Genomic DNA, 20,029 nt, shown 5'->3' on the forward strand with positions numbered 1-20,029 from the left:
CCCCGTTTTGCCTTCATCGTCCGCAACTTGCGTCCTCCACCAACCAGCTGGTCAGCTCTTCGTAAGAGTGTCCCGCATGTGCCGCGATCTCGGGCACGAGCGAGGTTTCCGTCATTCCGGGCTGAGTGTTCACTTCAAGACAGATCAGTTCGCCGCCGCCGCCGGGCTGTTCGTCGAAGCGGAAGTCAGCCCGCGTCACGCCCTTGCAACCGAGTGCCTGATGCGCCCGTAGGCTAAGTTTCTGTACTTCTTGGTAAACAAATGGTGAAATTTCGGCCGGCAGGATGTGTTGTGATCCGCCAGGGGCATATTTCGCGTCAAAATCGTAGAAACCGTGTCCCAGCGGCATCACCTCGGTGACCCCCAGCGCCACGTTTCCCATGACCGCGCAGGTCAGCTCGCGCCCCGGCACATACCGTTCGATCATCACCATGTCGCCGTAGGGCCAGTCGTCGCGGAAGAGCTCCTGCGGCGGATGCGGAGCGTTTTCCTTGACGATCAGGACCCCGTAGGACGAGCCCTCGCGCACCGGTTTGGCGACGTAGGGCGGGCTCATCACATGTTCGCGAGCCGCCGTCATCCTGTGGACGACCTTGTGCTCGGCAACAGGAATGCCGACCGCCTTCATCACCGCCTTGGCCTTCTGCTTGTCCATGGCCAGCGCCGAGGCCGCGACACCCGAATGGGTGTAGGGAATGCCGAGGATCTCCAGCACGCCCTGGATGCAGCCGTCCTCGCCGAACGGCCCGTGCAGCGCGTTGAAGGCAACGTCCGGGCGCAGCTCGGCAAGCACCGCGGCGATGTCGCGCTGCACGTCGATCCGCGTCACCCGGTAGCCGGCGCGCTCCAGCGCGGCCGCGCAGCCCTCGCCCGACTTCAGGCTCACCGAGCGCTCGGCCGACCAGCCGCCCATCAGAACCGCGACATGCTTGCGTTCAGCCATCGCTCGCCGCCTCCGTGATCCGCTTTCCAAGGAAAGGCTCGACGCTCTCGCCGCCAGCCCACACGCCGAGCCGCTTGATCTCCCATTCCAGGGCGATACCGCTGGTCTCCAGCACCCGCGCACGCACCGTCTCGCCCAAAAGCTCCAGATCGTGACCGGTGGCCTCGCCGGTGTTGATCATGAAGTTGCAATGCACATCCGACATCCGCGCGCCGCCGATCTGGAACCCGCGGCAGCCGGCCGCGTCGACCAGCTTCCAGGCCGAGTGGCCCGGAGGGTTCTTGAAGGTCGAGCCGCCGGTCTTCTCGCGGATCGGCTGCGCCGCTTCCCGGTGGGCGCTGACCTCGGCCATTTCCTGGCGGATCGCCTCGCGCTCGCGCGGTTCGCCGCGAAACAGCGCCTGCGTAAAGATCGTGTCGCCGGGCTGCTCGCTGTGCCGATAGCGATAGGCCATGTCGTCGCGGCTCAGTCGCACGATCTCGCCCGCCCGCGTCACGCCGGTCAGCTCCACCATCACCTCGGCGGTCTCGCTGCCATGCGCGCCGGCATTCATCCTGAGCGCGCCGCCCACGGCGCCGGGAATGCCGGCGTAGAACGCAAAGCCGCCCTGGCCGGCGTCTGCCGCCGCCTCGGCAAGCCGCTTGTCCGGCACCGCGGCGCCCGCGCGGATCGCCCCGTCTTCCTCGACCTCGACCGCGCCGAAGCCCTTGGCCGCAAGCCGCACGACGACACCCTCGATGCCGCCATCGCGCACCAGAAGATTGGAACCGAGGCCCACCGGCAGCACCGGGATTTCCGGCGGCAGGGCTTTCAGGAACAGCGCCAGATCGTCCGTGTCGGCCGGCTGGAACATCAGCTGCGCCGGTCCGCCGACGCGGAACCAGGTCACGGCCGACAGCGGCTGGTTCGGCGTCAGCCGTCCGCGCAGCCCGATCCGGTCGAGACCGTGACGGGCAACGAGGTCGGGCCAGCTCATGCCCCGCCCCCTGACTTGCGGGCGGCAATCAGCTTCTCGGGAAGGGCCTGCGCCCATTGCGAGATGTTGCCGGCGCCAAGGCACACCACGTAGTCGCCGGGCTCGGCGATGCGCGCCACGGTCGCCGCCAGCTCTTCCTCGCCGCCGATCGCATGCACGCTGCGGTGGCCGCTGGCGCGGATGCCGTCGGCAAGGGCCGTATGGGTGATGCCCTCGCGCGGGGCCTCGCCGGCCGCATAAACCGGCGCGCAGACCACGTGGTCGGCATCGTTGAAGCAGGTGGAGAAATCGTCGAACAGGCTCTCCAGCCGGCTGTAGCGGTGCGGCTGCACCACCGCGACCACCTTGCCCGGGGCCACGGCCCGGGCCGCGGCCAGCACGGCCCGGATCTCCACCGGATGATGGCCGTAATCGTCGAACACCTCGATCCCGTCAGCGCTGCCGGTATGGGTGAAGCGCCGCTTCACGCCGCGGAATGCCGCCAACCCCTTGCGGATCTGGTCGCCGTCGAGACCAAGCTTCCAGGCGACCGCGATGGCCGCCGTCGCGTTGGAGACGTTATGCAGGCCAGGCATCGGCAGGGTGATGTTCTCGATCACCTGGGTGGTGCCGGCGATGCGGTCGCGGATCTCCACCTTGAAGACCGAATTCGCGCCCTCGGTCGTCAGGTCGAAGAAGCGCACGTCCGCCTGGCGGTTCTGGCCGTAGGTGATGACCTGGCGGTCCTCGATGCGTCCGACCATCGCCTGCACTTCCGGATGGTCCAAGCACATCACGGCAAAGCCGTAGAACGGCACGTTCTCGACGAATTGCAGGAAGGCGTCGCGCACCCCGTCGAAATTGCCGTAGTGGTCGAGGTGCTCGGGATCGATATTCGTCACGACAGCGATATCGGCCGGCAGCTTGACGAAGGTGCCGTCGGACTCGTCCGCCTCCACCACCATCCAGTCGCCCTGCCCCATGCGGGCATTGGTCCCGTAGGCATTGATGATGCCGCCGTTGATCACCGTCGGGTCCAGCCCGCCGGCATCCAGCACCGCCGCGATGATCGAGGTCGTCGTCGTCTTGCCATGCGTGCCGCCGACGGCGATCGCCTGCTTGAAGCGCATCAGCTCGGCCAGCATCTCGGCGCGCCGCACCACCGGCAGGAAGCGCTCGCGCGCGGCCACCAGTTCCGGGTTGTCGCGCTTGATTGCCGAGGAAACGACGACGACGCGCGCCTCGCCGAGATTGCCGGCATCGTGGCCGACCTTCACCTCGATGCCCTTGTCGCGCAGCCGCTTGACGTTGGCGCTGTCGGAGACGTCGGAGCCCTGCACGGTATAGCCGAGCGTGTGCAGCACTTCGGCGATGCCGCTCATGCCGATACCGCCGATGCCGATGAAATGAACCGGACCGAGGTCCTGGGGCATCTTCATGATGCGCTTCCCCCTTGATCGAGATGGGCCGCAAGGGCACTGAGCGGCGCTCTGCTTGCGACGTGTTCGACGAGATCGGCGAGACGGCCGACCGCGTCCGGATGTCCTGCGGCACGTGCCGCCTTTGCCGCTGCCGCCAGACGCTCGGGCGCGGCCATCAGCTCGCCCAGCAGCGACGCCAGCCGGTCGGCATCGAGATCCGCCTGCCGCACCGGCCAGGCACCGCCGGCCTTCGCCAGCACTTCCGCGTTGCGTCCCTGGTCGTTGTCCAGCGCATGCGGCAGCGGCACCAGCACCGAGGGCCGGCCGATCACCGACAGCTCGCTGACGCTCGAGGCGCCCGAGCGGCACAGCACCAGATGCGCACCGGCGATCCGCTCCGGCATGTCGGCGAAGAAGCTCGCAAGTTCTGCCCTGACGCCCAGCCGGCCGCAGGCCTCGCGCATGCGCTCCATGTCCTCCGGCCGGCACTGCTGGACCAGGTCCAGCCGCACCCGCTCCTCGTCCGTCATGCGCTCCAGCGCGCCGGGCATCGCATCGCTGAAGAAGCGCGCGCCCTGCGAGCCGCCGAACACCAGCAGGCGAAAGGCATCGCCCGGGCCTGCGGCCACATAGTCGCGCCCGCTCGCCGCGATCACCGCATCGCGCACCGGGTTGCCCGTGCGCACGGACTTTGCCGCGAACTGGCTGTCGTCGCCGTCGACCAGCGGAAAGCTCGTCGCAACCGCCGTTACCCGTCCGGCCAGCATCCGGTTGGCCCGGCCCATCACCGCATTGGCCTCGTGCAGCACGCTCGGCACCCGGCCGAGAAAGGCCGCGAACATCGGCGGAAAGGTCGGATAGCCGCCGAAGCCGACCACCGCGTCCGGGCGTAGGCGGGCGATGAGCCGCCGCGACTGCATCAGGCCCTTGCCCAGCTTCAAGGCGGTGCGTGCGAGCGCCACCGGCGACTTGCCGGACAGGGTCGCCGAGGAGATCACATGCACGGCGCGCGCCGGAAAATCCTTGCCGAAGTCGCTGACGCGCGCATCGGTCGCCAGCTCCACCACATGGCCGCGGCGGCCGAGCTCGGCCGCCAGCGCCTGTGCGGGAAACAGGTGGCCGCCGGTGCCCCCGGCGGTGAGCAGGATGGTGCGTGCCATGGACCTGCCGCTCACGACAGATGCGCGGGCGACAGGCGCGAGACCACCACGCTGTCGGAGCGCGAGGCCTGCGGCCGCCGGCGGGTCAGCGCCAGCACGAAGCCCATGGAGATCGCCATCGCCAGCAGCGACGAGCCGCCATAGGAGATGAACGGCAGCGTCATGCCCTTGGCCGGCATCAGGTTGAGGTTCACCGCCATGTTGATCGCCGCCTGGATGCCGAACAGCACGATCAGGCCGGCCGTCGCCAGACGCCCGAACGGGTCGCTGTCCTGCGCGGCATGGCGCAGGCCCCGCAGCACCACGAAGGCGAAGACCAGCAGCAGCAGCAGGCAGACGATGATGCCGAATTCCTCCGCCGCCACCGCGAAGATGAAGTCCGTATGGCTTTCCGGCAGGATCCGCTTGATCGTGCCCTCGCCCGGTCCCCGGCCGAACCAGGAGCCCGACACGAAGGCCTCGATGGCGCGGTCGATGTTGTAGGTGTCGCCCGCGCCCGGATCGAGGAAGCGGTCGACGCGGCTCTGCACGTGCGGCAGCATCATGTAGGCGGAGACGAGGCCGCCGAAGCCCAGCACGCCGAGCGGCACGATGGCGAGCCACGACAGGCCGTTTAGGAAGATCAGCGCTGCGAACACCAGCGCGATCAGCATGGTCTGGCCGAAGTCCGGCTGCGCCACCAGGAGCGCAGCCGACATCACGAAGAGCAGCGTCGACAGCAGCGTGCCCGGCACTTCCGGCCGCCGCCCGCCTTCCGCCATCAGGAAGGAGGCGAGCACGATCAGCGCCGGCTTGAGGAATTCGGACGGCTGGATAGAGAAGCCGGCCATGTTGATCCAGCGCCGCGCGCCCTTGGCCTCCATGCCCACGAACAGCGTCGCGACCATCATCACCATGGAGACGATGAACAGCGCCAGCGCCGCCCGGCGCACATAGCGCGGGCTCAGCGCCGAGATCGCCAGCATCAGGCCCAGAGCCGGCACCAGGAAGAAGGCCTGCCGCTTGATGAAGTGGTAGCTGTCGATGTTGAGCCGCTCGGCCACCGCCGGGCTTGCCGCGAAGGACAGCACGATGCCGCCGATCATCAGCACGATGAAGCCGGCCACCAGAAAGCGGTCGACGGTCCACAGCCACTCTGCGAAGGGGCTACGATCGGCACGACTGACCATTACGCGACCTCCTGTCCGCCCTGCTGCGGGACGATCCCGCGCACGGCCTCGGCAAATGCCCGTCCCCGGGCCTCGAAATTGGGAAACTGGTCGAAAGAGGCGCAGGCCGGCGACAGCAGCACCACCGGCTCGTCCGCCCGGTCCTGCGCCGCATCGCGCGCCGCCGCGGCGACGGCAGCCTCCAGCGTGCCGGACATCTGCGTCTCGACATGACCGGTCAGCGTCGCCGCGAAGTCGTCCGCCGCCTCGCCGATCAGATAGGCCTTGGCGATCCGGTCGAACCACGGACGCAGGCTCTCGATGCCGCCTGCCTTTGCGCGGCCGCCGGCGATCCAGTAGATGCGCGAATAGCTCGCCAGCGCCCGCTCGGCCGCATCGGCATTGGTCGCCTTGCTGTCGTTGACGAAGAGTACCCGCCCCGCGCGGCCGACCATCTCCATGCGATGGGCAAGGCCGGGAAAGCTGGCGAGGCCCGCGCGGATCTCATCGGCGGACAGCCCGAGGGCGAGGCACGCAGCCACCGCTGCGCAGGCGTTCTGCGCATTGTGCGAGCCGCGCAGCGACAGGATCGGCGCAAGGTCGGCGAACACGCTCTGCGCGCCGCCCTCGTCGAGCCAAAGCACGCTGCCTTCCGCGTGGATGCCGTCGGCAACCGGATGCCGGGCGCTGATCCGCCGCACGGACGTGCCGGCGCGCTCCGCCCTGTCGGCGACTGCCGCGCTGATCGCATCGTCGACGCCGACCACCGCAAGGCGGCTGCCGGCGATCAGCCGTTCCTTGACGGCGGCGTAATGCTCCAGCGTGCCGTGCCGGTCGAGATGGTCCGGCGTGATGTTGAGCAGGATTCCGACCGACGGGTCGATCGAGGGCGCAAGGTCGATCTGGTAGGACGAGCACTCGATCACGTGGATGCGCGAGAGTGCCGGTTCGGCCAGCTCCAGGATCGGCACGCCGATATTGCCGCCCATCTGGGCATCGCGGCCGGCGGATTTCAGGACATGGGAGATCAGCGCGGTCGTCGTCGACTTGCCGTTGGTGCCGGTGATCGCGACCAGCGGTGCGTCCGGGGCGATCCGCCGGCGCTCGCGCAGGAACAGCTCGACATCGCCGATCACCTCGACGCCGTGCTCACGGGCGAGCTCGACGCTCCAGTGCGGCTGCGGATGGGTCAGGGGTACGCCCGGCGCCAGCACCAGCGCGGCGAACTGCGACCAGTCCTCCTGGCGCAGGTCCGCCACCTGAAGCCCCGCCTTGCGCGCCGCCTTGCGCCCTGCCTCGCCGTCGTCGAAGCACACGGCCACGGCGCCGCCGCTGGCAAGCGCGCGCGCCGTCGCCAGCCCCGATCCGCCCAGACCGAAGACCGCAACGCGTTTGCCCGTGAATCCGCTGACCGCGATCATGACCTCACCTCAGCTTCAGCGTCGCGAGACCGACCAGGGCGAGAACCACGGCGATGATCCAGAAGCGGATCACCACCTGGCTTTCGGTCCAGCCCAGATGCTCGAAGTGATGGTGGATCGGCGCCATCTTGAAGACGCGCTTGCCGGTGAGCTTGAACGAGGCGACCTGCACGATCACCGAGATCGCCTCCAGCACGAACAGGCCGCCGATGATCGCCAGCACGATCTCGTGCTTGGTCGCGACCGCGATGGAGCCGATCATGCCTCCGAGCGCCAGCGAGCCGGTATCACCCATGAAGATCGCCGCCGGCGGGGCGTTGAACCACAGGAAGCCGAGGCCCGCGCCGATCACCGCGCCGCACAGCACGGCCAGCTCGCCGGTACCCGGCACGTGGTGGATCTGCAGGTAGTCGGCAAAGACCGCGTTGCCCGACAGATAGGCGATCAGGCCGAAGGAGGCCGAGGCGATCATCACCGGCACGATGGCGAGGCCGTCGAGGCCGTCGGTCAGGTTGACCGCATTGCCCGCACCCACCACCACGAAGGCGGCGAAGGGAATGAAGAAGATGCCGAGGTTGAACGCCAGGTCCTTGAAGAACGGAAAGCCGATCGAGGTGCCGTGCACGCCCCCCTCGAGCAGCGTCACGCACCAGGCGGCAAGACCGGCGATGAGGAATTCCAGGCCCAGCCGGCTGCGGCCGCTGAATCCCTTGTGCGAGGCCTTGGTGACCTTGAGATAGTCGTCGTAGAAGCCGATGGCGCCGAAGCCCACCGTCACGCCGAGCACGATCCAGGTGTAGGGATTGGCAAGGTTCGCCCAGAGCAGCGTGGCGACGATCATGCCCGACAGGATCATCAGGCCGCCCATCGTCGGCGTGCCCTTCTTCGTCAGCAGGTGGCTCTGCGGGCCGTCCGCGCGGATCGGCTGGCCGTGGCCCTGCCGCAGGCGCAGCGAGGAGATGATCATCGGGCCGAACAGGAAGATGAACAGCAGCGCGGTCATGATGGCGCCGCCGGTCCGGAACGTGATGTAGCGGAACACGTTCAGTGCCGAGAACTGGTCGGCAAACTCGACGAGGAAGTAAAGCATCGGCGTTCCTATTCGGCCCCGTCGTCTTCGACGGGGAAATCGCGTTTGAGGGCCTCGACCAGCGGCCCCATCCGGGTGCCGAGCGAGCCCTTGACCATGATGACGTCGCCCGGACGGATATCCTCGATGAGCAGCGGCTTCAGACCGGCCGCTTCCTCGGAATAGGCGCCGCGCTGGTGTTTCGGCAGCAGCTCCCACAGCGCGTGCATGCGCGGTCCTGCGCAGTAGACGAGATCCGCACCGGATTCGGCAACAGGCCGGTTGAGGGCCGCATGCAGCTGCAACTCGGCCTCGCCCAGCTCCAGCATGTCGCCGATCACCGCGATGCGGCGGCCGTTGCGCTCGATCGGGGTTTCCCGCAGGAGGTTGAGCGCGGCACGCATCGAGGCCGGGTTGGCGTTGTAGCTCTCGTCGATCAGCGTAGCGCGGCCGTTCGGTAGCTGCAGCACCGCCTGTTCGCCGCGTCCCTTCGGCGCGCGGAAGGCGGCCAGCGCCATGCCGGCACGGGCCAGGTCGCCGCCCAGTTCCGCCACCGCGCCCAGCACGGCAAGGCTGTTGGCGACCAGGTGCACGCCCGGCGCGCCGACCTTGTAGGTGATCTGCTGGTCGAAGACATGGCCGGAGATCGAGCTGCAGCCCGTCTGCGCGGACACCCGCTCGGCCTGCACGTCCGCCTGCCCCTGCCGCCCGAACGTGGCGATGCGGCGCACGCCAGCGGCCTTCGCCAGATAGGTCAGCAAGTCGAACTGGTTGTTGTCGCGGTTGAGCAGCGCCAGACCGCCCGGCTCCAGCCCCATGAAGATTTCCGCCTTCGCCTGGGCGATGCGCTCCACCGAGCCGAAGAACTCCAGATGCACGGCCTCGACCGTGGTGATCGCCACCACGTGCGGGCGCACCATCTGCACCAGCGGGGTGATCTCGCCGGCATGGTTCATGCCGATTTCGAAGACGCCGTATTCGGTGTCCGCCGGCATCCGCGCCAGCGTAAGCGGCACGCCCCAGTGATTGTTGAAGGAGGCGACCGGCGCATGGGTGCGCCCGGACGGCGACAGCGCCAGCTTCAGCATGTCCTTGGTGCTGGTCTTGCCGACCGAGCCGGTCACCGCAACGATGCGGGCCCGGCTGCGGGCCCGCGACGCGCGGCCCAGATCGCGCAGCGCCTCCAGCGGGTCCTCGACGACCAGATAGCGCCCCTTCGGCGGCAGCGAGCCGACGCGTTCGCGCGCGACGATGGCAAGCGCGGCTCCCGCCTCGCAGGCCTTGGCCGCAAAATCATGCCCGTCGAACCGCTCGCCCGCGATCGCCACGAAGGCCTCGCCGGCGGCAATGCTGCGGCTGTCGATGGAAACGCCGGTGATGTGGGGAATGTCCGCGCCGCGCAGTTCGCCGCCCGTCGCCTCGACCATCTCGTCCAGATACCACAGCGGCCGGTCGGGCTCGGCCTCGATCGGCTCTCCGGCGACCGGCGCCGGCTTCACCGCAGGCGCTGCCGGGGCGGTAAAGGAGGGCACCGCCGGCACGACGAAGGCCGGGTGCACGCCCGCTGCAACGGGCGCAGGCTCTGCCGTTTCCTGACGCTCGGAGACGGGTTCGACAGCTTCTTCCTGCGCATCGACGATTTCGGCTTCAGCGTCCGTGTCCGCCTCGTCCTCTTCGTCAGCGACGGCAAGCCACTCATTCTCCGCCGGCGGCTCGTCCGCCAGCGCATCCTCATCGCTCTGCGTCTCGAGAGCTTCGGCCTCTTCCGTCAGCGCGTCGGGACCGCCGAAAATATCGTCGTCACCCTCCAGGACCGTCTCGGCGGGCTCGTTCTCCTCGTCGGAATCATCATCGCCGACAAGGTCCTCGGCCAAGCTCTCTTCAAGCTCGCTCTCGTCGGCCTCGTCCTCGGCCGTCTCAGGGTCGTCCACCGGATCCGTTTGACCCAGAAGATCCTCCTCGGTGAGGACGATTCCCGGAAACGTTCCCCTGCCCGCCTCGTCATCGGCCAGCAGATCATCCTCGTCCGCAGCGACAAGGTCCGCCTGCGGCTCATCGGCCGCCAGGTCGTCTTCAGGCAGCTCGCCCTCAAGCAGTTCGTCCTCGGGCTGATCGTCTTCCGAGAGAAGCTCGTCGGCCAGATCCTCGTCGGCCAGATCCTCTTCGGCGAGGTCTTCGGCCAGCTCTTCCTCTGCAGCCTCCTCGTCGCCGGCGTCCGGTTCGTCGCCCTCCTCTTCGGCAACGTCCCCTTCGGCGGCACCCTCCTCCGCAACGTCTTCTTCGGCGCCAAGCTCCACATGCAGCTCGTCCGCCTCGTCGTGCAGTTCGGGCTCCTCCGCCTGGTCGGCGCCGCGGTCTTCTTCGTCGAACAACTCGTCCAGCAGGTCGTCCTCGGACAGCTCCAGCGGAAGACCGTCCTCCTCGTCCGTCTCGGGCAGCGTCTCGTCTTCGGCGTCCTGCGCCGGATCGAGGCTGCCGGCGAGCGCCTGTTCCAGCGCGTCGTCGAGGTCGAGCCCGAGGTCGATGCCCCCGTCCTCGGCGGCATCGAACAGCGCGCTTTCGGCCATCGCCGCAATCGCCTCGCGTGCGACCTCGTGATCGGAGAAGGGCAGCACCTGATCGCCGACGATCTGGCCCGGCTCATGGCCCTTGCCGGCGATGCACAGCACGTCGCCCGGCTGCAGCATGCCGATGGCGGCCTCGATGGCGTCGCGCCGATCGCCGATCTCCAGCGCATCCGGGGCGCCGTCCATCACCTCGGCGCGGATCTTCGCCGGATCCTCGCTGCGCGGATTGTCGTCCGTGACGATGACGATGTCGGCCTGCCGGGCCGCGGCCTGCCCCATCAGCGGGCGCTTGCCCGGATCGCGGTCGCCGCCGGCTCCGAACACCGTGATCAAGCGGCCCTTGGTGAAGGGGCGCAGCGCCGCCAACGCCGTGTCCAGCGCATCCGGCTTGTGTGCATAGTCGACGAAGACCAGCGCCCCGTCGTCGGTCTCGCCGACCAGTTCCAGCCGGCCCGGAGCGCCCTGCAGCTCCTCCAGCGCGGCCAGCGCCACGCTGGTGGGAACGCCGCTGCAGATCGCAAGACCGGCGGCGACCAGCGCATTGGACACCTGGAAGCGGCCGGCCAGCGGCAGGCGCACCTCGAAGAAGCCCTCGATGGTCTCGATCGACAGAACCTGCGTGAAACCGTCGTGGCTGATGTCGAGAAGCTTCAGGTCGTCGCCGCCCTCGCCGACGGTGAAGACGCTGCGGCCGAGCTCGCGCGCCAGAGCCAGAACGCGTCCGGCATAGGGCGCGGACGGCTCCAGCACCACCGGCTGGTCGCCCTCCAGCAGCGTATCGAACAGCCGCAGCTTGGCCGCAAGGTAGTCCTCGACGTCGGCATGGTAGTCGAGATGATCGCGGCCCAGATTGGTGAAGGCCGCGGCCGTCAGGCGCAGCCCGTCGAGCCGGCGCTGGTCGAGCCCGTGGCTGGAGGCCTCGAGCGCGGCATGGGTGATGCCGTCGTCGGCCAGCCGCGCCAGCGTCTGATGCAGCGACACCGGGTCCGGCGTGGTCAGGCTGCCATACTGGGCGCCGCGGCTGGTCACCGTGCCGATGGTGCCGAGGCTCGCGGCCTCGAAGCCGGCATGGGCGAAGATCTGGCGGACGAAGACGGCGACGGAGGTCTTGCCGCTGGTGCCGGTCACCGCCACCAGCGTCTCGGGCTGGCGCTCGTAGAAGCGGGCGGCCATCAGCGCCAGCGTGCGGCGCGGGTCGTCGCTGACGATGACGGGGCAGCCGCCCTCATCGGAGCCGAGCGCCGCCAGCGGCGTGTCGCTGCCCACCAGCAGGGCGCCGGCGCCGGCATCGCGTGCGGCCGCGATGAAACGGGTGCCGTCCGCCTTCGCGCCTTTCAGCGCGGCGAACACAAATCCCCTGGAAACCGTTCGGCTGTCTGCGGACAATCCGGCGATTTCGGTTTCGAACTCGGGCGCGGCGAGCACCTGTTCGCCGGTGAGGTCCTTCAGCAGCATATCCTGCGCCAATATCCGTTGTGCGTCGTCGTCAGGACCGTAAGGGGAGCTTTGGTGCGACCCCGCCCCCTTGGCGATCCGGTCAGTAGGAAATCGATACCGTCTCCGTCTTGTCTCCGAACTGCGGCAACACTCCGAGCATCGGGGCAACCCTGCGGATGATAGCCGAGGTGACCGGCGCCGTGTTCAGGCCTGCGGTCGCGCCGATGCCCTCGCGCTCGGACTTCGGCTCGTCGAGCACGACCAGGACCACGTAGCGCGGCTTGTCCATCGGGAAGGCAGAAAGGAAAGAATTGCGGCGCTTGTTGGATACGTAGCGGCCGTTCTCGATCTTTTCCGCCGTTCCGGTCTTGCCGCCGACCATGTAGCCCGGCACTTCCGCGCGCCGGCCGGAGCCCGACAGGACGTTGAGGCGGAACAGGTAGCGCATCATCTCGCTGGTCTGCGGCGACACGACCTGCGTTGCCAGCTTCGCCGCTTCCTCGCGCGAGCGCGGCACGAAGGTCGGGGGGATCAGGCGGCCGCCGTTCATCAGGGCCGCCGTCGCCACCGCCGTCTGCAGCGGCGTCACCGAGATGCCGTGGCCGAAGGAGATCGTGATCGCCGCCAGCTCGTTCCACTTGGGCGGCAGCAGCGGCGTTGCCACTTCCGGCAGGTCCGTCTTCAGCCGCGTCGTCAGGCCGAGCCGCTCCATGAAGGCCTTCTGCTCGTCGACGCCGACCGACAGCATCATCTTGGCCGTGCCGATATTGGACGAATAGATGAAGGTCTCGGCGACCGACAGAATGCGGCCCTTGCCGTGGAAGTCGCTGATCGTGCGCCCGCCGACCCGCAACGGCCGCGTCGCGTCGAAACTGTCGTTCATCGTCACCTTGCCGCTGTCCAGCGCCATGGCGACGGTGAAGCCCTTGAACACCGAGCCCATCTCGTAGACGCCGCCGGACGCGCGGTTCATGCGGTCCTTTTCCAGCGCCTGGGCCCGGTCGTTGGGATCGAAGTCGGGCAGCGAGGACATGGCGACCACCTCGCCGGTCTCCACGTCGAGAACGACGCCGATGCCGGCGATTGCCCGGTAGCGCTCCAGCGCCTTGACCAGTTCGTCGCGCACCACATGCTGGACGCGCAGGTCCACCGAAAGCTGCACCGGTTCCATCGTGCGGTCGCTGGCAAAGCCGAGCTCGCGCAGGTCGCCGAGCCAGGCCCGGTCGACCGCCAGCTCCATGCCGGAAATGCCCTGGTTGTCGACATTGACCGAACCGACGATATGGCCGGCGGTCGGGCCGCCCGGATAGAAGCGGCTGTTTTCTTCCAGGAAGCCGATGCCGGGAATGCCGAGATCGTGGATCTGCTGGCGCTGGCGCGGGGTCAGCTCGCGCTTCAGCCAGATGAAGCCGGCATTGCTGGCCAGCCGGCGGCGCACCGCATCGGTGCCCAGTTCCGGCAGCACGCTGGCGATGCCCTCCAGCGCCTCGTCGACGTCGATGATCTTGCGCGGCTCGGCGAACAGCGAGGCGGTCTTGATGTCGGTCGCCAGGATCTGGCCGTTGCGGTCCAAAAGGTCCGGGCGCGAGGCGGCGACGCTGTCCTGCGCCGAAATGTAGGAGGCCGACTTCGCCTCCTCGCTCATGCCCAGCATGATCAGCCGGCCGCCGATGGCCATGTAGACCAGCGCGAAGACCGCCATGGCCATGTGCACCCGGGCCCGCACGGCGCGGGTCGAGGGACCGCGCGGCACGTGCCGCTCGCCAACCGTGCGGCGCTGCAGGAAGGAAACGGGCTGATCCGTGACCGCCATTGTTGCCCCCTATCGGACCGTCGGCGACGCGCCGGCAAAGCCGCCGAGCGTCAGGTTGCTGTCGATCGGCTCGAGCTGCACCGGCTTGACCGGCACATCCTCGATCCGGGTGATCTGCTCCACCGAGAGCGGCTGCAGCTGAAGATGTTCGTTGTAGCGGTCGACCAGCCGCTGCAGGCGGCTCGGGTCGTTGAGCAGGCTCCACTCGGCGCGCAGCATCTGCAGCTGCGCCCGCTCGTCCTCGATCTGCCTCTGCAGCGCGGCGACATGCTCGGCCGAGCGTTCGGCGTCGTGCTTCATGTCGTAGACGGCGGCGGCGGCAGCCAGGACGCCGATGGCGAGGATGACGTTGGTGTAGCGGCTCATGGGTTCACTCCTCCCCGGCCGGCGCGGCGACCGACGGGGCACCGAGTTCGCGGGGGTCGACTTCGCGTGCCGGGGCATCGAGACGGCGGGCGGCGCGCAGCTTGGCGGAGCGCGCACGCGGGTTGGCCGCGACTTCGTCCTCGCCCGGATCCACCGCGCCGCGATGGAGGGGCTCGAAGGTCGCCGGCGGCACCTCGATATCCGGCATGTGACGGGAACCGCCGGCGCGGGTACGGCTGCGCTCGGCGACGAATTTCTTGACGATCCGGTCTTCCAGGCTGTGGAAGGTGACGACGACGAGCCGGCCGCCCGGCTTCAGCGCGCGCTCGGCCGCGGCCAGCGCATCGACCACCTCGTCGAGCTCGCGGTTCACATAGATGCGCAGCGCCTGGAAGGTACGCGTCGCCGGATGGATCTGCTTGCCCTTGAACGAGCGCCCGACCACCTTCTCGATCACGGCGGCAAGGTCGGAGGTGCGCTCGAAGGGGCGCTCCTTGCGCCGCTCGGCGATCGCTCGCGAGACGGCGGACGCGCGCCGCTCCTCGCCGAGAATGCCGATCAGCCGGGTCAGCTCGCGCTGCGGCATGGTGTTGACGACATCCGCCGCCGACAACCCGCGCACTTCCATGCGCATGTCCAGCGGCCCGTCGAAACGGAAGGAAAAGCCACGCTCGGCTTCGTCGAGCTGCATGGAGGAAACACCGAGATCCAGCACCACCGCATCGACCTGCGGATGGCCGGAGGCCGCCGCGTGGGCATCGAGCGCGGAAAACCGGCCCTCGACCAGCATCAAGCGGCCGCCGCTTGCGGCAACCAGCGCCTGGCCGCCGGCAATCGCATTGGGATCCCGGTCGATGGCGATCACCTGCGCGCCCGCATCGAGCAGCGCCGAGGTATAGCCGCCGGCACCGAACGTGCCATCGACGACAGTGGCGCCCGACACGTCGCCGAGCGCCTCCATCACCTCTTTCAGGAGAACCGGAACATGGCGAGGCGCGGCCTCGTCCTTGCGCTGCACCGTCATTGGCCGCCCCCTGCGCTCGTGCGGGGAGAGGACAGCACGGACATGGCGCGCTTCATCGCGTCCGCGCGGTGGGCGCGGAAGCGCTCGGGCTCCCAGATCTGGAACTTGTAACCCTGGCCGACAAAGGTGACCTGGTCCGTCACTCCCGCATGCTCGCGGATCATGTCGGAAAGCATCACCCGGCCGTCTCCATCGATCTTCAGGGTTTCGCTGGCGCCGTAGAGCGCAGTGGACAGGGCGTCGTGGTCGGCGGTCAGGGTGTCGAGCCCCTCCAGCCGCTTGGCGATCTCCGCCACGAGCTGGTGACCGCCCGCATCCACCGCCATCTGGTGCAGGGAAGGAAAGCAGTAGAGGCCTTCGAAGCCGTCGCGCGTCAGGGCCTGGCGGAAAGAAGCCGGAACGGAAACCCGCCCCTTGGCGTCGAGTCGATTTGTGTAGTGCGACACGAAGCCGGACATCGATTCTCTCGCCCCATCGCCGGATGCGTCGCACCCGGCCACCGCCTAACTCCCGATCCCTGGAAACGCCGGTGCGTAGCGCAACGCCGGCGGCCCGACCGCATGTCGGCCCGCAATGTCGAATTGTGAGCCGCTTGAGCCCCGTTGCAGCCTGTCGAAACGGGATGATCTGGGATAGCATGGGACCTTCTGGGCGTCAACGGAATCCAATGGTTTCTGCCCCCTCCCGGCCGGTGCGGCGAAACACCGGAGATCAGTTATCCACCGTTAAGCTTAATTTTCGGTTGCCGGTCGCTTGCATCCTGCAACGCAGTGGATTCGCGGTCTTGCGCGGCGGCTTCGAGGGTGAAGCGCAATGGTTCCAGCGACTTGCCCACAGGCGCGCGCGCGTGCACCGCACGCGTCGGTCCCGGCTCGCAGCTTCTGCTCGAGCGGGAAGACACCCGAAGAGGCAGGGGCGCGAGGAACGGCGGAAAGCCACTCCGACGCGAAGCCCACTCTTCGGCTGTCGTCCCGGTTTCGGCGCAGCCGAAGACCGGGAACCAGTAACCACGGAAGGTCGCGACTGAAGCCGTTGCGCCGCCGCCGGATGGCCAGAGGCTGCCGCTCTCGCGCACCCATCCGCTCCGGCGGATACTGGACGCCTGCCTGCGCAGGCGTGACAGCCGTGTAGGTGGCGATGCGCGCCCGTTTCATGCCTGCCGAGGGCGCCAATGGATCCCGGCTCTGCGCTACGCTTGGCCGGGATGACCTCCGAGAGAAGGCACGCCCCAGCATCCCCTCTGCCGTCACCCCGGCCGCAGGCGAAGCCGGAGAGCCGGGGCCTATTGGTTGCCAGAGCGGTTGCGGAAGTCCGCCAACCTCTCTCCTCGTCATCACGCACGCAGCGTAGCGCGACCCGGGAAGACGCCCGCAAAGGCAGGGGCAAAAAAACACCTGCCGAGGACGCCCTCGCGCCCCGGCTGGCGCCGGGCAGATCATCGAAACAGGGAGGGAAAAGGTGTCAGCCGGCCTGTAAGCCGGGTTTTGTATGGCGCGACATTGCTGCCGCACGTGACGGCCATTCATCTGGGACGCCCGTTGCCGGGCGCCTCGCGCAACCAACCCGGGCGGCTGGTCTGGAAAGGACCGGATTCCTTGCGGAATCCGCGCCGCCCCTATTCGGTTTTGCTCCCGGTGGGGTTTACCGTGCCGCTTCCGTTGCCGGTCGCGCGGTGGGCTCTTACCCCACCCTTTCACCCTTACCGCGGCCGCAGCCGCGGCGGTTTGCTTTCTGTGGCACTTTCCCTGGGGTCGCCCCCGCCGGGCGTTACCCGGCACCGTTTTTCCGTGGAGCCCGGACTTTCCTCCCCTGCGGCGTTTCCGCACTTGCAGGAGCGGCCGTCCAGCCGGCTGACGCGCGACTGGTATGCGCCGCGGGCCCTTCGGTCAAGCGCGACGCTTCTCGGCCCCTGCCAGAGCGCCCGCCACCGCCTCGGCGCATGCCTGCGCCTCCCCGCCCTGCGCGCCGGCAAAGCCGATGACGAGGCCGGACGGGTTGCAGGCGATGCCATAGGGCGAGAGGGCCGCAACGCCGAAGCCGAGGGCGTTGACCCTCGCAGCGATCGCGAGGTCGTCGACCGCCCCGGCAAAGCGCAGGGCAAGCTGCACGCCGCCGACCGGGTCCGGCACATCCGCCGCCGTACCTAACCTCTGCCGCAGGGCGGCGGCCAGCTCCCGCCCCCGCGCCTCGCAGGTCTCCTGCACCCGCCGCAGATGGGCCCGGTAGCGGCCCGAGGCAATGAAGTCGGCAAGCGCGGCCTGCGTCATCACGTTGGCGAGCATGCCCGAGACACGCTGCGCCACCGCCAGCGGGCCGGCCAGATGTTCCGGCACCACCATGTAGGCCACCCTGAGGCCCGGCAGCATGCTCTTGGAGAAGGTGCCGAGATAGATCACCTCTCCCTCCGCGCCGAGCCCCTGCATCGCCGCGAGAGGCCGCCCGGAAAACAGGAATTCGCTGTCGTAGTCGTCCTCCAGTACCACCCCGCCGCAGGCACGCGCCGCATCCAGCACCATCGCGCGGCGCGCCAGCGACATGCGTGTGCCATAGGGATACTGGTGCGAGGGGGTGACGTAGATCAGCCGCGGCGGTCGCCGGTCGGTGACGAGGCGCGGGTCCGCACCGTCCGCGTCGACGGGCATCGACACGATGTCGAGCCCGGCTGCGGTGAAGGCGGCGCGTGCGCCGAGATAGCCGGGATCCTCCAGCCATGCGGCCTCGCCGGGATCCGCCAGAGCGCTCGCCAGCAGGTTGAGGCTCGCCTGGGTCGACGGGGTGACGATGATGCGCTCCGGCGTTGCCCTGACGCCGCGCTCGGCGGCCAGATAGGCGGTAAGTTCCCCGCGCAGTTCGCCAAGCCCCTGCGTCTCGCCATAGCTCAGCACGTCGCCGCGCAGGCGGCGGGCCGCGCGGCGCAGCGTCCGCGCCCATTCGTCGGCCGGAAACCGGTCGATGCTCGGCGTGCCGGGCTCCAGCTTTCCCCCGCGCCGGCGCTGGGTCGCGGACCAGGGATTGTTGCTCATCGCCCGTCCGCGCGCCGACAGGGCGACCGCCCTTGCGGAGATCGCCGGCGCCTCGCCCTCGCCCCACAGGCCGACACGCGCGACCTTCGGCGCCGACCCGCCGCGCACGGTGACGATCCCCTCCGCCACCAGAAGCTCGTAGGCCGCGTTGACCGAGTTGCGGGAGATGCCGAGCGCTGCCGCCAATGCCCGGCTGGACGGCAGGCGCGCGCCCTCGGCCAGACGCCCGTCGCCGATGGCCTCGCGCACACCGCGATAGACCTGCTCGGGCAGCGGCAAGGCAGCGGAGCGATCGATGGACAGGAGGCCGTCGAGCATGACTGGATCCTTCAAAAAATCCGAAAGCGGACCTTCACTGGAACCAGTTTGATGGCACATTCCACGCCGAAGCGCAAAGGCGCCGCACAGCACAGGCGCCGCAAAGCGAGGAACCGCAATCGATGAGCGACCCCGAGATCGACCAGGCCGCCACGCCGGCCACCCGGCGCAGCCGCCGCGCCTCCCTGCCCCGCCATGCGAGGGTTCGGGTGGGCAAGCGCGAGGTCGCGGACCCGGCCGCCGCCTTCGAGGTGCTGGATCTCGCCCGCATCGCCCATGTCGGCTTCGTCGACGAGGGTCGGCCGATGGTCATCCCGATGCTGCACGCCCGCATCAAGCGCACGCTCTACATCCACGGCGCCAAGGCGACGCGCATCGTCAAGGGGATGCGGGACCGCGCGCCGGTGTGTCTCACCGTGACGCTGCTGGACGGCATCGTCGTCGCCCGCTCCGCCTTTCACCACTCGATGAACTACCGCTCGGTGGTGGTGCATGGCACGGCCCGACATGTCATCAACGACTGGGAGCGCAAGGCCGCGCTTGTCGCCCTCACCGACCGGCTGTTGCCGGGCCGCTGGGACGAGGTGCGGCCGATGACCGACAAGGAGCTCGCCGCCACCGGGGTGCTCGCCATCGAGGTCGAGCACATCACCATGAAGCGGCGCGAAGGGCCTCCGGTCGACGATGCGGACGACTATGCCCTCCCCGTATGGGCCGGCGTCGTCGAGCTGGCCGAGACGGTCACCGCCGTCACGCCGGACGAGCGTCTTGCCGCGGACGTGCCGCGTCCGCGCTCGCTGCGCGACCTGGAAAGCGCTGCCTCGCCGGGCCTCAGCCGCGAGCGAGGAGCTGCTTGACCTTGCCGCAATAGCGCCGGCTCACCGGGTTCATGCGCTTGGCGAAGTGACCGGCATTGTAGCGCAGGATCGTGCCGCACACGTCGCCGCCGGCGCGCTTGTGGGCGCCTGCCAGGTACTTCATGCCGTAGGTGATGTTGGTCTTGGGGTCGTAGAGCGCCTTGGCGCTGCCGCGGAAGCCGACGCCCCGCGCCGTCTGCGGCTTGATCTGCATCAGGCCGATTTCGCCGGCCCGTCCGCGAGCCCGCGGATTGTAGTTGCTTTCCACCCGCACAACCGCGTGGGCCAGTTCCACCGGCACGCCGTGCTTGCGTGCTTCCGCGGTGATCATGGCGTCGTATTTCTCGGCGCGTGCCCCGGCCTCGAGGATCTTCGGATCGACCGTCGTGGTGGAGACCGCAGCCGTCTGGCATGCCCCTGCGGAAAGAGCCAAGAGGAGCGCACCGATGAGACGCGGCGCCTTGAAGTTGATCATGTGCCCGACCTTCAAACTGTTTGTCGTTGTTG

15 protein-coding genes, 1 other RNA gene and 1 pseudogene are annotated in these 20,029 nt (G+C 68.7%); 1 reads left to right on the plus strand and 16 read right to left on the minus strand.

All coding sequences use genetic code 11. The annotated features are described in order from the left end of the window. Nucleotides 1-13: 13 nt before the first annotated feature. The 15 genes and pseudogenes from H7H34_RS15515 to pdxR form a co-directional block, all read right to left on the minus strand. Complete coding sequence (locus H7H34_RS15515) at nucleotides 14-943, minus strand: D-alanine--D-alanine ligase (protein ID WP_185925707.1); 930 nt, start codon at nucleotides 941-943, stop codon at nucleotides 14-16. Further along, entirely contained in the window at nucleotides 936-1,919 is a 984-nt protein-coding gene (gene murB / locus H7H34_RS15520) for a UDP-N-acetylmuramate dehydrogenase (protein WP_185925708.1), read from the minus strand. Before murB ends, H7H34_RS15515 begins: the two co-directional genes overlap by 8 nt. Then, the gene (murC, locus tag H7H34_RS15525; RefSeq protein ID WP_185925709.1) at nucleotides 1,916-3,337 is read right to left on the minus strand and encodes a UDP-N-acetylmuramate--L-alanine ligase; all 1,422 of its coding nucleotides are present in this window, start codon (nucleotides 3,335-3,337) and stop codon (nucleotides 1,916-1,918) included. The genes murB and murC overlap by 4 nt, the downstream gene beginning before the upstream one ends. After that, nucleotides 3,334-4,479 (minus strand): undecaprenyldiphospho-muramoylpentapeptide beta-N-acetylglucosaminyltransferase, encoded by a 1,146-nt coding sequence (gene murG, locus H7H34_RS15530; RefSeq protein ID WP_185925710.1) that lies wholly within the window; start codon nucleotides 4,477-4,479, stop codon nucleotides 3,334-3,336. Before murG ends, murC begins: the two co-directional genes overlap by 4 nt. Nucleotides 4,480-4,490: 11 nt before the next feature. Beyond that, a complete protein-coding gene (gene ftsW, locus H7H34_RS15535; protein WP_067217309.1) occupies nucleotides 4,491-5,648 on the minus strand; it encodes a putative lipid II flippase FtsW in 1,158 nt (385 codons plus the stop codon). After that, nucleotides 5,648-7,048 (minus strand): UDP-N-acetylmuramoyl-L-alanine--D-glutamate ligase, encoded by a 1,401-nt coding sequence (gene murD, locus H7H34_RS15540; protein WP_185925711.1) that lies wholly within the window; start codon nucleotides 7,046-7,048, stop codon nucleotides 5,648-5,650. The genes ftsW and murD overlap by 1 nt, the downstream gene beginning before the upstream one ends. A gap of 4 nt (nucleotides 7,049-7,052) precedes the next feature. Further along, nucleotides 7,053-8,138 carry a phospho-N-acetylmuramoyl-pentapeptide-transferase gene (mraY, locus tag H7H34_RS15545; protein WP_120267141.1) on the minus strand — a complete coding sequence of 362 codons (1,086 nt, stop codon included), beginning with the start codon at nucleotides 8,136-8,138 and terminating at the stop codon, nucleotides 7,053-7,055. Between the two features lie 8 nt (nucleotides 8,139-8,146). Then, nucleotides 8,147-10,684, minus strand: a complete 2,538-nt coding sequence (locus tag H7H34_RS23630) for a UDP-N-acetylmuramoylalanyl-D-glutamyl-2,6-diaminopimelate--D-alanyl-D-alanine ligase (RefSeq protein WP_185926557.1) — start codon at nucleotides 10,682-10,684, stop codon at nucleotides 8,147-8,149. Further along, nucleotides 10,667-12,139: pseudogene (locus H7H34_RS23485) on the minus strand (UDP-N-acetylmuramoyl-L-alanyl-D-glutamate--2,6-diaminopimelate ligase); the annotation flags it as partial. The pseudogene H7H34_RS23485 and the gene H7H34_RS23630, both read right to left, overlap by 18 nt. Before the next feature lie 82 nt (nucleotides 12,140-12,221). Next, nucleotides 12,222-13,934 (minus strand): peptidoglycan D,D-transpeptidase FtsI family protein, encoded by a 1,713-nt coding sequence (locus H7H34_RS15560; RefSeq protein WP_120267140.1) that lies wholly within the window; start codon nucleotides 13,932-13,934, stop codon nucleotides 12,222-12,224. Nucleotides 13,935-13,943: 9 nt separating this feature from the next. Next, nucleotides 13,944-14,300 carry a cell division protein FtsL gene (gene ftsL, locus H7H34_RS15565; protein ID WP_120267139.1) on the minus strand — a complete coding sequence of 119 codons (357 nt, stop codon included), beginning with the start codon at nucleotides 14,298-14,300 and terminating at the stop codon, nucleotides 13,944-13,946. 4 nt (nucleotides 14,301-14,304) lie between these two features. Then, nucleotides 14,305-15,324, minus strand: a complete 1,020-nt coding sequence (rsmH, locus tag H7H34_RS15570; protein WP_185925712.1) for a 16S rRNA (cytosine(1402)-N(4))-methyltransferase RsmH — start codon at nucleotides 15,322-15,324, stop codon at nucleotides 14,305-14,307. After that, a complete protein-coding gene (gene mraZ, locus H7H34_RS15575) occupies nucleotides 15,321-15,782 on the minus strand; it encodes a division/cell wall cluster transcriptional repressor MraZ (RefSeq protein ID WP_120267137.1) in 462 nt (153 codons plus the stop codon). The genes rsmH and mraZ overlap by 4 nt, the downstream gene beginning before the upstream one ends. A gap of 999 nt (nucleotides 15,783-16,781) precedes the next feature. Then, an RNA gene (gene rnpB / locus H7H34_RS15580) (RNase P RNA component class A) lies at nucleotides 16,782-17,178 on the minus strand. A gap of 32 nt (nucleotides 17,179-17,210) precedes the next feature. Then, the gene (gene pdxR, locus H7H34_RS15585; protein ID WP_209006237.1) at nucleotides 17,211-18,665 is read right to left on the minus strand and encodes a MocR-like pyridoxine biosynthesis transcription factor PdxR; all 1,455 of its coding nucleotides are present in this window, start codon (nucleotides 18,663-18,665) and stop codon (nucleotides 17,211-17,213) included. Between the two features lie 122 nt (nucleotides 18,666-18,787). Between pdxR and H7H34_RS15590 the strand changes: the two genes are divergently transcribed. Then, entirely contained in the window at nucleotides 18,788-19,522 is a 735-nt protein-coding gene (locus H7H34_RS15590) for a pyridoxamine 5'-phosphate oxidase family protein (RefSeq protein ID WP_185925714.1), read from the plus strand. Here the strand turns inward: H7H34_RS15590 and H7H34_RS15595 are convergent. Beyond that, nucleotides 19,497-19,997 (minus strand): lytic transglycosylase domain-containing protein, encoded by a 501-nt coding sequence (locus H7H34_RS15595; RefSeq protein ID WP_120268282.1) that lies wholly within the window; start codon nucleotides 19,995-19,997, stop codon nucleotides 19,497-19,499. The two genes, H7H34_RS15590 and H7H34_RS15595, sit on opposite strands and share 26 nt — an antisense overlap. Between the last annotated feature and the right edge of the window lie 32 nt (nucleotides 19,998-20,029).

Origin of the sequence: Stappia sp. 28M-7 (assembly GCF_014252955.1) — a bacterium.
Lineage (GTDB): Bacteria > Pseudomonadota > Alphaproteobacteria > Rhizobiales > Stappiaceae > Stappia.

What these genes read in the sequence shown, in the direction of transcription:
- mraY (WP_120267141.1), bottom strand. Translation starts at nt 8,138, where the DNA reads ATGCTTTACTTCCTCGTCGAGTTTGCCGACCAGTTCTCGGCACTGAAC.
- rsmH (WP_185925712.1), bottom strand. Translation starts at nt 15,324, where the DNA reads ATGACGGTGCAGCGCAAGGACGAGGCCGCGCCTCGCCATGTTCCGGTT.
- H7H34_RS15515 (WP_185925707.1), bottom strand. Translation starts at nt 943, where the DNA reads ATGGCTGAACGCAAGCATGTCGCGGTTCTGATGGGCGGCTGGTCGGCC.
- H7H34_RS15595 (WP_120268282.1), bottom strand. Translation starts at nt 19,997, where the DNA reads ATGATCAACTTCAAGGCGCCGCGTCTCATCGGTGCGCTCCTCTTGGCT.
- mraZ (WP_120267137.1), bottom strand. Translation starts at nt 15,782, where the DNA reads ATGTCCGGCTTCGTGTCGCACTACACAAATCGACTCGACGCCAAGGGG.
- murD (WP_185925711.1), bottom strand. Translation starts at nt 7,048, where the DNA reads ATGATCGCGGTCAGCGGATTCACGGGCAAACGCGTTGCGGTCTTCGGT.
- pdxR (WP_209006237.1), bottom strand. Translation starts at nt 18,665, where the DNA reads ATGCTCGACGGCCTCCTGTCCATCGATCGCTCCGCTGCCTTGCCGCTG.
- murC (WP_185925709.1), bottom strand. Translation starts at nt 3,337, where the DNA reads ATGAAGATGCCCCAGGACCTCGGTCCGGTTCATTTCATCGGCATCGGC.
- murB (WP_185925708.1), bottom strand. Translation starts at nt 1,919, where the DNA reads ATGAGCTGGCCCGACCTCGTTGCCCGTCACGGTCTCGACCGGATCGGG.
- murG (WP_185925710.1), bottom strand. Translation starts at nt 4,479, where the DNA reads ATGGCACGCACCATCCTGCTCACCGCCGGGGGCACCGGCGGCCACCTG.
- H7H34_RS15590 (WP_185925714.1), top strand. Translation starts at nt 18,788, where the DNA reads ATGAGCGACCCCGAGATCGACCAGGCCGCCACGCCGGCCACCCGGCGC.
- H7H34_RS15560 (WP_120267140.1), bottom strand. Translation starts at nt 13,934, where the DNA reads ATGGCGGTCACGGATCAGCCCGTTTCCTTCCTGCAGCGCCGCACGGTT.
- ftsL (WP_120267139.1), bottom strand. Translation starts at nt 14,300, where the DNA reads ATGAGCCGCTACACCAACGTCATCCTCGCCATCGGCGTCCTGGCTGCC.
- H7H34_RS23630 (WP_185926557.1), bottom strand. Translation starts at nt 10,684, where the DNA reads ATGGCCGAAAGCGCGCTGTTCGATGCCGCCGAGGACGGGGGCATCGAC.
- ftsW (WP_067217309.1), bottom strand. Translation starts at nt 5,648, where the DNA reads ATGGTCAGTCGTGCCGATCGTAGCCCCTTCGCAGAGTGGCTGTGGACC.